The following is a 13,060-nucleotide window of genomic DNA, read 5'->3' as shown; positions in this document are numbered from 1 at the left end:
TCATTACAAAACTAAATTTATTTTATCTCTTCTGCCAGATTTCATCAGTAAATCATAAACCTCGTCAGAATTCAATGAGGGATTATTTGAAAGATCAACCTCTTCGATACTTTTCATTTCAAATAAATCATCCGGGAGTTTCTTAAATCTGTTACCTTTAAGATTTAGAACTCTTAATCCAGGCAGTGCGGTTAGCTCAGCAGGAATTTCTTCAATTTTATTATTTCCCAGATGCAGAACTTTCAGGTTCTCTAATCTGAAAATGGTCTTAGGTATTGAACTTAGATCGTTTGAGTGAAGATAAAGGAATTCTAGGTTCTTTAATCTTGAAATGATTTCTGGAATTCGTTTAAGTCCTTTGTTATTTACTATCATCAACTCCTTTAACCTATCCAATTCAAATAAGTTATCTGGTAGTTCTGTGATACTTGTCCTTTCCAATTTTAACTTCTCCAGTTCTGTTAATCTCTGTAGTGTTGATGGAAGTTTATCTAAAAATTTAAGTTTAAGTGATAAGGATTTTAGATTCTTCAATCTGGTAAAGTCTTCAGGAATATCGGAAAAAATCAATTCATATAGTTCAATCTCTTTTAGCCAGGTAAATGTTAATAAGATTTCAGGGAAGTCCGGAAAATTGTAGTCATCAATCATGAGTTTCTCAGATTTGCTCACACGGCATTCAAATATTGATTTGCAGACATAAAAGTAATCATTTATGCTTTGATAAGAAATAAGTTTTTCTTCATCAGCATCCTGGTTGTAATATTTTTTTATTTCTTTATCAGCAATCTGAAAACAAATAAACTTTTCTTTGATATTATACAATTCGTGCAAATACTCTTCAACTAAATCAATGAACACTTCTGGTCCGATGGGCATAAAACTATGAAGCACGTCATTTACCTGATAGAAAGGGGTATTTCTTACAATCTGTTTAACTTTTGCAGTAAAATCATCAGAATATCCAAACTTGGATTCGGAAGCAGTATAAGATTCATTATAATTCATTTTGGCAAAGAATGTAACAAAATGTTTATCATCCTTTGTCAAAGTTAAATCGATATAAGTTTCGTATTTTTTATCAGGAGTATAGTCAATTAAAATTACTCCGTGATAATCCCCTACCTGAAACACATACTTAGGTTCACTGTAGTTTTCTAATACTTTATTATCCTGTCTCATTTAAAAATGCCTATTTTTATTTTACAATTATAGATTTGGCATTTATTTGTTTCTTATCATTGAATGATAAAAATTGACTATTTAGGCTGGAATAAAAAACTAAATGAAATTTTGAAACTTGATTATCTTTGGGGAATCCAGGCTAACCAAAGAATGAGTTTGAAGTAAACCACGTAAAAGCCAGCGGTTCGGTTCTAGGTACCCACTTTGGTAAAGCGAGGTTTGGAATCTTTTTTTAATTCTTTTCTCTGCCCTATTTGAATAGTATTTTTTGGTTGTAAATGAAAATCTATAAACACAAATTTGGTTTTAACTACAGAAAACTATTTCCCGACTCAAAAATGATTGGCGGCTTTGAAGGCGGTGCAATTTATAAAGCATCTAAAGATGGTAAGTTCTATTTAATTATTGATGAAGGTACGTTAGCTGATTTTTTAGATGAAGATGATCAGGATATCCTAGACCAGTTGGTCAAAATAATTGAGTTTGAGAATGAGGATGAATTAAATAATTATTTAGGGGAGCGATATGGAAAATTTATTTTTAGGTGAATACTTTGAAAAGCTTGTTAATTACAATAAAATCCCTAAGCTTCAAATAGAGAGGGCTATTTCTCCTTTCTTAAGTATTTTTATAGAAGATCTGATATCTGATTTTCTTAAGAATAATCCCAAGTTAAGTGGTAAAGCAGAAATGATTTTGCCTGAGTTTCCACTTAAAAAAGAGAATAATCAATCGACCAATATAGATTGGCTGTTAATTAACCGTGAGAAAGGTCTTTTATTATTCGTTGAATTAAAAACAGCTGCCTCATCTTACAAACCAGAACAACTCGATACATATCAGGCTATACAAAAAAATATATGGAATAAAACAGCTGGTTTTTTGTATGAAGATATCATACAGATTAGGAATAATTCAAATGAGCCAAATAAATATAAATATGTACTTGATGAGCTTAAACCATTTACCGAATATTTGAATACCATCAGGGATGTTGTTGTTATATATATAGTACCTACTAAAACCAAAAAACAATTATCCCAAACAGAAGCGTTATCCTTTTCAGAGTTTCCAAAAGATCTTCCTACTAAATATCCCGATGAATGGAATCAGGTAAGGGATTTTTTGATTAGCATTGATAATCAAATTGATTCTAATTCTCGATCAAGAGCAGTAAACGAAGAAGATTTTATGAAATCATTAAAACCCAAGCTAGAAATGATTCGGAAAAAGTTTAATAAAATACCCCAGCTAATCTGGTTCGGAAGGACTGGGGAAGGGTCTAATCCAAATTTTCAGATTCAATTTACTGATGGTAGTATAAAACCATTTTATTCTTCGGGAAAAGAATATACCCTGAAAGATAGATTTGATCCGAATAAGATTCGTGGTCCGTTTAATATAGACGATTTACCTGAATAATAAAGGGGGAGTTAAATACTCCCCTTAATTAACTAAAATATTCCCAAGTAAAACATTCAAGCGATCATCAAGCTCTTCAAATTTCTGCTTAATCAATTTCTTTTCTCGAAGTGATTCATCATCGGTTTTAGTTTCCAATTCAATATATCTTTCCGTCAACTTCATTGAGGTGAATTTTATATCAAAGAATTCGGGGTAAAGATCATTAGCGATTGGAGGAAGTTTGTCGAGTTCTTCAGCAAACTCACCAAGAGTTAAATCTGTTCTGTCATACAGATTTTCTGGGATTTCAAATCCATATATAAGCTCAAGCTCCGATAGAGACTTAATAAAATCTATTTCATCCAGATCTTCATCAAACAAGTCCGATATTATTGTGTCTGGGCTGTAATGTTTTCTGATCTTTGATTTATAGTCGAGTAGGGTGGCTAATGTGAATAAATATCTAAGCATAATCTGGTCCTGGTTTGGTTTCACCGGATGGATTCCAGGTTTGGGTTCTCATCTCATCAAAAGGATTGGCTGATTTTTTCTGTTTTGCAAGCAGCTTGTTAAAAACTACATCCGCTTTTTCTTTAAATCTATTCTTTTGCTTTTCAAGCATCTGTTTATCAATATTATTTTTCATTTTAATTCCTCCATAATTTAGTTAAGCCCCAGTAAGAGGCTTAACATATTGGTTTATCTGTTCCTATATAAAATTCTATGATCCTCAAGCGGTTTTGGATGCAATCTGATATATATATTAGGATTATCGTCTTCTGTCATGTAATTATAATTTTTCATCTTATATGCAGCTATAAAAGCGCCGTTGGAGATGTACTGCTTGAAATACTTTTCAACATAATGCTTAAGTATATAACTGTTAGTTTCATCCTTTTTACGATCAGATGGGACATAAAACTATCCAACCAATCCATACATTTTACTATTTCGTCAAGACTTTCATAAAGAGCAACTCTCTGCTCCTTATACCTTGGATTATATTTATTCCTCTCTATACCATTATAGGTGAGTTCAGGATTTCTGTTTAAGAAATTTATTATGTCATATTTTAACATCTTCATTTACCTCCATATTAAAAATGAGGTGCCGGTAATGGCTTGCCGGAACTGTTCCAGCCTTAACACCCTTATATATCGGGCTATCTTTAGAAATTTTTCTTTTCCAGTTGTACTTGTTACTCATATACCTGAGAACATAGGGGCTAACATATTCATTCATTCGTTTGCTTAGTTCTTTACAGGCATACATACCTTTTTTTATCCACGCTTTTTCAACTTCTTCAATTCCCAAAGTTTTAATTAGCCTTTGCGTCATACTGTAACTAGTGTCTCTCATTTTCTAAGTCCTCCATTTTTCGGTGGTATTTTGGTAGTTTAATTAAACGTCCCTACCACGGTTTAATTTTTAGTGGCTGGGTTGTTTGTAGTAGATCTGAACTAGTTACTTGGTTACATAGTTACTGGCATTTTCTATTACCTTAAGTAAATAAAAATTCATATTAAAGTATAAGTAATTATGATTTATATATACTATCTCTTTAATTATGTAACTCTGTAACTGATTTATTATTTCTGTAATTCTAATACAATTTCTAATGATTTGTGGTTACATAGTATTAGTAACCATATGTAACCACCTGTAACTTTTAATTATTCCCAATTATTAGTTCGTCATTTTCAAATTTGGCATTACTTTCATCTGCTTCAAGTAATCCATAAATATTTAATCCCGTCGTTTTCGCTTTATCAATATCTATAACTAAACAACGCTGCGTTTTATCACCCATTTTTACCGCCATATTTTTTTGAATTACATAATTACAATCATCGAACATTTTTATATAAGATGATTTGTCGAGTAGATCTCCTTCGTAGTTAGTTTTCTTAGCATACACAACAAAGTCGGGAAAAACTTTATTAAATCTAATCGCCAAAGCATTGATTGAATTATTTGTTTTAACCTTCTTATAATCATCAGGACTCTTAATCTCTTCCTTTTCTGCCATTATTGCCAATTCCTCAATTAGCTGATCAACAGCAGATTTGACACTTCCATTATTTGATCCGGTAATTTCCTTTAATTGATAGTTAAGTAATTCTTTATAATCGATTTCTTGAATTACAATCTTATTCTCTTTAGCAAAACCAATGAACAACTCTAATCCTGTGATTAGAACGGAAAGATTATTCAGAATTCTAGGAGCAATGAATGTATTTTCAAATTGCTTGGCTACTATATTTTGTGAACTATTAAATAAAGCCTTAATGTTCTGCCCCAGGCAATAGCTAATATATCTGGGCATAAAAGCCTCAAGCTCAAGATTCTTAATAATTCTGAATGCTTCCTGAGATTCAATATTCTTCTTAACAAAATCATTAAACCGTATCAAAATTACTCTTTCCATTATAGCAGGTTGGTTAATGTTCCATTCTCCCATAACGGCCATAGGTGCGGTAATATTATAAGTTTCGACAGTCTGATCTGCCCGACCCTTGTCTTCTACCTCACCTTTATATGCTCTTCGCATATATCTCAGCAAATTATCAACATCCGTTTCCTTCATATCGGCTTTCTTAAATTCATCATACCATTGAGGGATTGCATTCGTGCTTGATAGCATCTTGAGCATAGGGAAAAGTTTCATTGTGCAGGATTTAGGATCAGGGTTTGAATATCCGACTAATCTCATAAATAGTTGTGAAAGACTTGTCTTTCCAGCTCCCTGAGATCCGTGATGAAATAGAAGTGGAAACCCGTCTGCCAAATCTGTCAATAACGGTTTAAGAGGAGTAGCGAATAGCCAGCCTAAATAAGAAGCTATTTTATTTTTTTCATTTAATCGAAAAACGTTTTCATAAAAATCAGTTAACAATCCCTGATACTCCTCATCATTTATTTTCGTGTAGTTAATGCCGTGGTAGAATGCATCCTTGCCCCTATCATAAGGAACTATTGCTTGATCCTTACTAATAATATCTTTCTTAATATTATATTTTTCTGTTACCCAGGTCTCATTATTATATAACCCAATAACTTTAGTGGCTTCTTTCCTTAATGGTATTAGAACCTGAATAAACTGACACAAGGCTTGCAGATCGTGATCTGTTCCAAGGAACACGCAATCCTGATGCCCAAGTGCTTTCTGAAATTTCTGCTTTGTATGCCAGTCCGTGTTCTCAATTTTTACATTTTCATAATGAATACCCGCAGAGGTGACTATTTCACATACTAAACAATCACTATACTCTAACACAAGCAGTTCATTGGGAATGATCATAAATGTTGTGACTTGAACTTCTTCCCATTTCCCTTTCAGAAATACTTTCTTGAAATAAGCACTACCTTTTTCTAAAAACTTCACAGGAACAGTATCTATCTGCTGCTCGTATCGATCATACATATCATTAACTGTATAGATGATTTTGTCATCTGGCAGGGGTGGGTTATTTAATTTATTCCATCCACGCAGTAATCCAATTGCAATCTCCCGTGGGATACTTCTTCCCATCATCATTCCAATCATTTTTCTGGCCATTGGTGTTCTCGGACTACTGAGACCATTTAGTGCTTCTCCAACTTCATCCCAATCGATTTTACTATGAGTTCTAAATTTATCAAGTTCCTCTTTTGAAATATTAGTTGTAAGCACTAGCGAATTTGGATGAGTGTATATCTCTGAGTCAATACTAAAATAACAGGGATTTGATGCAGCAGAAGTTTTATCAGCTTTTTCACCTAGTTCGAGGCCAAGTTGATTTGCGTAGTATTTATATATTGCTGAAAATGTTTCAGAGTCGGTTATTGGATTATCTAACTTATAACCAACTTTTAACCCGTCTCCGCTCGGTGAAGTGAATATGAAATTTACTCGTGGATCTTCAATTAACTGCTTTCTTTTTCCTTTTAGTTTTCTCCCAAGATGATCATAATCAAAAATCATATGTTGGGTAGAGATTAGATTTGCATTTTTTCTTTTGTTGTCTGTGAATTCTCCTATTACAAAATATGGTAGAATTTCAGATTTTTTATCTTGCCTTTTTTTAGCATCCTTAATCGAGCGTATTAGATCTATTTTTTTCTTTAATTCTTCATCACCTTTAATGGCTTCAAAAACATCTGCTAAAGTAACATTTTCAAATTTGGTGATACTTACCGTATCCGCCCAGGATACAATTACATTCTCAAATCCTGAGAATTCTTTTTTCTGATTAAGGTTTACTTCCCCTGTATTGTTTAACATAATTATTTACATCTCCATCTGCATTTAATTTATCGTAAGAATGCAATATCGATTTTAATGCGCGCAATGCATTCCCATAAGCGACCGGTTCAACCTGTGTCTGCATAGTAAAATATTTATCTGCTGCTTCTTTAACTTGTGGGGTATATTCAAATTCAAACAGAGTGATTTTACCAGTTCGTGAATGTGAAACCAGTTTAAAGCCCTCTGCAAGAAGGTAGCCAGCAGCATAGAAGTCTCTCGTTATGTAATTCTGCATTTTCATTTTCTCCAATATTTTTAAGGTGGAATGCCCTCTCTACTGAAAGAGCATCCCTAATAAGTTAAGTTGTTCAATGTTTTAGTTGTCGGTTTGTCTTGGGAGGTAGGTTGTCTGTTGTCAATAGAAGACTATATTTTTAATATAACCTCGCTAACGAGGATTGTCAAGTTCACTCCTCTCCTTTTTTCAAGACTACTACTTTGGGATCGCCACATTCTTTACAATAACCGATGCTTTCAGCTATTACTTCCTTTTCAGGAGTGAAAATGTAAGCATATGGAGTTAAATGATCAGGATATCTACCTATATATTCTACAGTTCCTCTAAATACAGCAAATAAGTTTTTCGGATATTCATTATAAAATACGAAAGCACATTTTTCATCAGGTCCAAATTCGCGATCACTATTATAAACTACACCCTCGCCATATGTCGCAATATCTTCAACTAGTTCTTCATAACAATAACATTCTGAAACTTCACTCCAACCTAGAATAGGAAGAGTGTTCTTCTTTTTATTTTTTTTCATAACCATTAAAATGATTTTATTTATATAAGCCTTTAAGACTTTAATGAAATGTTTTCGGTTGTGATTTTCTGGTTGGCTGTTTCGGGATGTTGTCCCTATACTTTATAATATAGATGGTGGTGGTTGGGAAGTCAAGTATAAGGGCAAAAAAATTTTAAAGCTGGTACCAAAATGGAGCCCTCCTCCCAAAAAGTTAATAATCTGGATCATAATCAACGTTTTTTATTATCGGAAAGAGTCCCTGTTTCACCGCCCCCTGTTTTCCAATACTTTTCCTAAAAGGGGTAGGTTAATGGAAAGGTTCTCGCTCAGAGTTAATGCAGCATTAACAATAAATTAGCGTCAAATTTTTTACTATCCTTTATGGAATTGAATTAATGAATTTGAAGTAAATATGAAAATTGATAGGGACTTGATAATATTTTCGACAGTTTTTTTAAGAATTTTATGGAAACCTTCATTTGACGGCTTGTAGGATTTTATGGTAAGAAGATTTTGGTTAAATGACAGAGGACAGTTGGCTCTCCTTTATAGTAAGATATTCAGAATAACTTTTTAATAAGATGAAGTAGAATTATTTGATAGTAAAAACCTCGATGGGCTTCTCAAAACCTTTTACCATTCTTTCTCCTAAAAATTGAAATTTTTCCAAATCTATTTTTGAACTATTTACAACTGCTTTGCTAATCAAGATGGATGTATCAAGCTCTTTATTCATCTGCTCAAGACGCGCAGCCACGATTACTGCATTTCCTGTGACAGAGTATTGTTTCCTGTCTATAGTACCGACATTGCCGGTTACGACTTCCCCGGAGTGCAAACCAATCCTCACACTAGTTTGCGGAATCTCTCCACTCTCGTTTTTCTTCTCCAGGGATGAAATAATTTCCATCGAGGCTATCACAGCATCCTTGCTGTAAGTCTCGCTGGGAATTGGTGCGCCGAATGTTGCCATAAATCCATCACCAAGAATCTGGTTTACAATTCCGCCGTGTATATTTACAATGTCAATCATAAATCCAAGAGTGCTGTTCTGGTATTTGTTTATTTCTTCCGGGGTTTTGCCTTCGCAGTATTTTGAAAAAATTACGGATGTCGAGAAACATTATACAAACTTCCCGGCTACGGTTTTCGATCTTCATATTATTCTTTATAAACTCGTCTACAATTTCTTTTGATACCTGCTGACCGAAAATTTTCTCAAGTTCGTTTCTTTCTTCCACTACACGGAAAGTGCTGAAAACTTTTTTTCTTATCTGAATTGAGACTATCCCTGCCAGAATTCCGGAGATAAAAAGAATTCCGCTTCGGGCTATATAAGCAACAGGCAAATCCAGCACCGGAATATCTGAATGATGTTCAGCATTATTGATATAGAAAAGAGATAATAGAATATACTCAACAGCAGCAACGGTACCGACAAAGAAACTTAGCCGGGGATCGAGTTCAAGACTTGAGATGATGATAATGGAAAAGTAAAGCAGCAGCATCGGTGAAACCAAAGCTGCAATTGGTTCAATGTGGATTGAAAGAATTAATATACCCAGAGTTGGAATCGAAACTTCAAAAAAGCATTGACATACCTGAGATAGTATGGAAGATCCTTTCCTTTCTTCATTCGTACTTTTATAATTTTTCTTACAAAAAAAGAACGTGCAGCAAGAAAGAGAAACAATAGAATAATCCATTCGAATGCATTAATCAGCTCAGGAAGTTTTTCTTTGTAATCGTTGCCGAGGAAAAAAACATTAATAAAAGAACCAAGTGCAAACAGAAGAATTACACCGCCAAGTACAAACTCACGCAGCCGTTCTGATTGCATCATTTCACGATTGAAGTGGCTTTCGTAAAATTTATTTTCATTTAATGTGTCAATGAATTTCATAACATCATACTTTATGTATTAAAGTAGCCACCCCTCAGTAATTATTTCTTCAACTTTAACTTCGGTAGCATCGGAGCCTGTTTCTCGTGGTAATCCTGCATTGAACTGATAATCACATCCAGAATTTTTATCGCTTCAAAAATGAAAGGACCTTTATTGAGCATAACTGACTCTGCTCTTCCTGCAAATGCCGCGTCAGTAATTTCTGCGCGGGATGGTCGTCCTTTTTTTGCCATTGTTTCGAGAACCTGAGTTGCCCAGATGATAGGAAGATGTGCAGCTTCACAAAGCCACATAATTTCCTCCTGGATCATTGCAAGCTCATTCCAGCCACATTCGATTGCCAGATCTCCGCGTGCAATCATTACTCCAACGGGATAATGCTGCATTGCAGTCAATAGTATCGAGGGAAGATTTTCGAATGCTTTACGTGTTTCAATCTTCAGGATTACTCCTATTTCTAAAGCGTCAAGTGTTTTCAATTCATCAAGAATATCTTTAACATCTCCTGCAGAATTCACAAAGGAATAATTTACAACATCAGCATTCTTTGCTATGAACTTTAAATCCTCTTTATCTTTCCCTGTCAATCCTTTTATCGAAAGTTTACTCTCTGGGAGATTAATTCCTTTATCCGCTCTCAGCTTCGAGCCTTCTTCCTTTGAGTAGGTTATTTCTACTTCAATTCTGTTCTGCTCAACATTTTTAATAACCCCTTCAATTTTCCCATCATCGAGAATTACTAGCTCACCCGAATTAACATCCTTGAAAATTTCAGGTAATGTGCAGGATATATGAGCCGGTTTTATCAATTCACCCTCATTGTTAAATTCTGTTGGCTCACCAGGTATTGCATCGCTGTGAATTATTAATTTATCTCCCTGTTTTAAAATGATCGATTCTTCCAGCGGAAGAAGTTCACCAACATTTGTAGTTACTCCGTTTGTATTGCGCTTATTTTTAATCGTAAATGCTGTTCCGGTTTTAATGTAAGCAGATTCAAAGCATCGGACCAATCTTCTGCCATTAAACTTTTTATCAACAATAAGTTTTCTATCCTTTCCTCTTGAGTCCGTGAAAAGAATTTCATCTTTCGGTTTCAGCGAATTCAGAAATTCATCAGACAGAGGAATAAGAATTTCCTCGTCGATTGTTTTGCTTTTTTCAAGTTGAATACTTCTATCAGTGACGAGCCAGGCTTCTGCGGGCGAAGTTACTTTACCGAGAAGGTCTCTCTCGGGAGTAAGATGAACAACTTTGGGTCCCTGCCTCATTGGCCCAGTTCTGAGTTTAGGTCCGCCAAGGTCCATACAGATTTTACAACTTCTGCCGGTTTGCTTTTTTGCTCTTTCGATATTTTTGACCATATTTCCCCAAACAGTCGTATCATCATGCGCACAGTTGATTCGTGCACTGTTCATACCCGCATTGAAAAGTTTCTTAACAAGCTTATAATCATCAGCGGCCTCGGTTGGAAGCGTAACCATTATTCTTACTTGACTGCCTTTCAGTTTTTTACCAAGAAGTGAAGTAGTATTTGCTGTTAAAATCTTTCTTCCTCTTTTAAAACTGATTTCCGCTTTTTCGGATTCAATTGGCAGTTCGTTCAGGATTCCCCTAAGAATATTCTGGACAGAAATAATACTTGCCATTACGTGGCTTTCGGCTTTACCAAGCCGTGAAATGCCAAGCTGCCAGAGTGTGTTCTGTATTTCTCGTATATCCTGGTTGCGAAGTGCGAGATAGTGAATTAAATTCTTTGCACTCTCAAGATTTGAAGAATGAACCTTTTCAAGCTCATTTGAATATTTATTTTCAAACTCCGTAGCTTGCTGTTTGATATCTTCAAGCTGTTGAAGCAGTTGTGATAATTTTTTTCTTTTGAGTTTCATCTGACGGATTTCATTTTTATCTAATTCTGATAAGCAAAATTAAACAAGATATAGGTATGGAATGAATATGTCTAATTGTGAGCTGGAGCCTCTGAGTTTACTAAGTTTAATCCAGAAATCGTCAATATGTAAATTATGATGTTGAACCGGATCTGATTTTTTACGGATCAAGTAGAATCTATTGAATGCCAAAAGGTAATGTCGAATTCAAAATACGTCCGAATAGTTGTAATCAGCAAACGATATCTTCGACTGTGTCTGATTTGAGAATCATATGAAAGCCGTCATTTGACGGCTTAAAGGATTTTATATTAAGCATATTTTGAGATTTTAAGTTATGAAAGTCTCTTTATAATTGTTAAAGTTAGCATTGGGGCTACTATGTTCTTCCTATGTAATAATTAACTCATTTATACTTTCAGTAAATCGATCAAACTTCCAAACCAGAACAACATCAGTTTTTCTCTTTCGGACATCATCAAGCCGGACCTTCTGACAATTCAAACCTGATTGGGATCATAACTTTAACCTTTACTGGCTTTCCCCTTTGTTTACCTGGTGAAAATTTAGTCTGTAGTACAGCATTGGCAGCTGCTTCATCACAACCACCACCAATACCTTTCAATACTTCTGCTTTAGTGACGTTTCCTTCCTCATCCACATAGGCCAAAAGAAATACTTTTCCCTCAACACCTGCTCTTTTAGCAATTTCAGGATATATAATTCGCTGCTGTATTGCGTTGATCCCACCAATCGGATATGGCATTTCCTCAACTGCAACAAAATAGATCGTCTCTTCCTCTATTATAGTTTTAGTTTGTTCCTGCCTCGGAGGTGGTGGAGGTGCACTCAATTCCGCATCAAAATTGATTTCCGTATCTCCTATTTCAATATCATTAACTTCATTCAATAATGTAGCTTCAATTATCACAGGAGGTTTTTCCGGTGGTGGTGGAGGCCTGTTTTCCTGCTTAGTCTGTTGGATATCTTCTACAGTAAATAATTCCTGTGGTGTTTCTAAACTGATTCTATCTTTTTCAATTTTAGGGAAATACTTAAAAGCGAGAATCATAATCATAAGCGAGAGTATTAGACTAACTTTTAATACGAGTTTGTATCTGTACCTTACTTCAGGTTTTCCTATAGTTTTCATTAAGCCCATATTATCCTCCATTCTTTAATTTAGCATCGCATTTATTTCTGTAATAATACTGATGCAACAACAAGGCCAAGATTAATATTATTTTTTAAACAGTACGCCCTCTTTTTATCATAATGCTCTGAGGTAATATTGCAATTCTGCAACCCACCAATAAAGTTCATATTAGATTTGCAACGTGATTCATATACTCAATAAATTTTGGATGAGATTAATTGGATGTTATCAACACTAGGCTAATTCTAATACAGGCATTAATAAGGCTAACTTTTCTTCGGTCTGTAAACGTGAGTGCTCTGCCCGAAGAAAACTTCAGCAGCTTCCATCATTGTCTCTGATAATGTTGGATGAGGATGTTTTGTTTGTTTAAATGCAGTTGAGTTTGCAACCTTGTCAATTATTAAGCGAATTGTTGTATTATGCAGTTCAATTGATGGTCTTCATCAAGATTGTAAACTTTAGGGAGAGTTTTTACAACAG

At 34.5% G+C, this 13,060-nt stretch carries 14 protein-coding genes; 2 read left to right on the top strand and 12 right to left on the bottom strand.

Features of this window, described 5'->3' with window-relative positions:
• Positions 1 to 3 precede the first annotated feature (3 nt).
• Positions 4 to 1,182, bottom strand: coding sequence for a leucine-rich repeat domain-containing protein (locus tag IPM14_05055; protein ID MBK9097491.1), 1,179 nt, complete (start codon positions 1,180 to 1,182; stop codon positions 4 to 6).
• A gap of 281 nt (positions 1,183 to 1,463) precedes the next feature.
• Here IPM14_05055 and IPM14_05050 point away from each other — a divergent pair, with 281 nt between their 5' ends.
• Positions 1,464 to 1,733: a hypothetical protein gene (locus IPM14_05050; protein MBK9097490.1), complete on the top strand. Its 270-nt coding sequence runs from the start codon at positions 1,464 to 1,466 to the stop codon at positions 1,731 to 1,733.
• The gene (locus tag IPM14_05045; protein ID MBK9097489.1) at positions 1,711 to 2,607 is read left to right on the top strand and encodes a hypothetical protein; all 897 of its coding nucleotides are present in this window, start codon (positions 1,711 to 1,713) and stop codon (positions 2,605 to 2,607) included. Before IPM14_05050 ends, IPM14_05045 begins: the two co-directional genes overlap by 23 nt.
• 24 nt (positions 2,608 to 2,631) lie before the next feature.
• Here IPM14_05045 and IPM14_05040 read toward each other — a convergent pair whose 3' ends face one another.
• From IPM14_05040 to IPM14_04990, 11 genes are all read right to left on the bottom strand, one after another.
• Complete coding sequence (locus tag IPM14_05040; GenBank protein ID MBK9097488.1) at positions 2,632 to 3,060, bottom strand: hypothetical protein; 429 nt, start codon at positions 3,058 to 3,060, stop codon at positions 2,632 to 2,634.
• Positions 3,053 to 3,235 (bottom strand): hypothetical protein, encoded by a 183-nt coding sequence (locus tag IPM14_05035; GenBank protein MBK9097487.1) that lies wholly within the window; start codon positions 3,233 to 3,235, stop codon positions 3,053 to 3,055. The genes IPM14_05040 and IPM14_05035 overlap by 8 nt, the downstream gene beginning before the upstream one ends.
• A 419-nt stretch (positions 3,236 to 3,654) precedes the next feature.
• Positions 3,655 to 3,948, bottom strand: coding sequence for a hypothetical protein (locus IPM14_05030; GenBank protein MBK9097486.1), 294 nt, complete (start codon positions 3,946 to 3,948; stop codon positions 3,655 to 3,657).
• A gap of 310 nt (positions 3,949 to 4,258) precedes the next feature.
• On the bottom strand, positions 4,259 to 6,853 hold the full coding sequence (locus tag IPM14_05025; protein MBK9097485.1) for a hypothetical protein: 2,595 nt from the start codon (positions 6,851 to 6,853) through the stop codon (positions 4,259 to 4,261).
• Complete coding sequence (locus IPM14_05020; protein MBK9097484.1) at positions 6,822 to 7,112, bottom strand: hypothetical protein; 291 nt, start codon at positions 7,110 to 7,112, stop codon at positions 6,822 to 6,824. The genes IPM14_05025 and IPM14_05020 overlap by 32 nt, the downstream gene beginning before the upstream one ends.
• Positions 7,113 to 7,284: 172 nt before the next feature.
• A complete protein-coding gene (locus IPM14_05015; GenBank protein ID MBK9097483.1) occupies positions 7,285 to 7,644 on the bottom strand; it encodes a hypothetical protein in 360 nt (119 codons plus the stop codon).
• A gap of 574 nt (positions 7,645 to 8,218) precedes the next feature.
• Positions 8,219 to 8,731, bottom strand: a complete 513-nt coding sequence (locus tag IPM14_05010) for an adenylate/guanylate cyclase domain-containing protein (GenBank protein ID MBK9097482.1) — start codon at positions 8,729 to 8,731, stop codon at positions 8,219 to 8,221.
• Positions 8,652 to 9,134: a hypothetical protein gene (locus IPM14_05005; GenBank protein ID MBK9097481.1), complete on the bottom strand. Its 483-nt coding sequence runs from the start codon at positions 9,132 to 9,134 to the stop codon at positions 8,652 to 8,654. Before IPM14_05005 ends, IPM14_05010 begins: the two co-directional genes overlap by 80 nt.
• Positions 9,135 to 9,178: 44 nt before the next feature.
• Positions 9,179 to 9,529 (bottom strand): hypothetical protein, encoded by a 351-nt coding sequence (locus IPM14_05000; GenBank protein MBK9097480.1) that lies wholly within the window; start codon positions 9,527 to 9,529, stop codon positions 9,179 to 9,181.
• 41 nt (positions 9,530 to 9,570) lie between these two features.
• A complete protein-coding gene (locus tag IPM14_04995; protein MBK9097479.1) occupies positions 9,571 to 11,421 on the bottom strand; it encodes a hypothetical protein in 1,851 nt (616 codons plus the stop codon).
• A 478-nt stretch (positions 11,422 to 11,899) separates the two neighbouring features.
• Positions 11,900 to 12,583: an energy transducer TonB gene (locus tag IPM14_04990; protein MBK9097478.1), complete on the bottom strand. Its 684-nt coding sequence runs from the start codon at positions 12,581 to 12,583 to the stop codon at positions 11,900 to 11,902.
• Positions 12,584 to 13,060 lie beyond the last annotated feature (477 nt).

Source organism: bacterium, from assembly GCA_016716565.1.
GTDB lineage: Bacteria > Bacteroidota > Ignavibacteria > Ignavibacteriales > Ignavibacteriaceae > IGN2.
The sequence above is the reverse complement of the archived record's forward strand: the minus strand, read 5'-3'. Positions and strand labels throughout refer to the sequence as shown.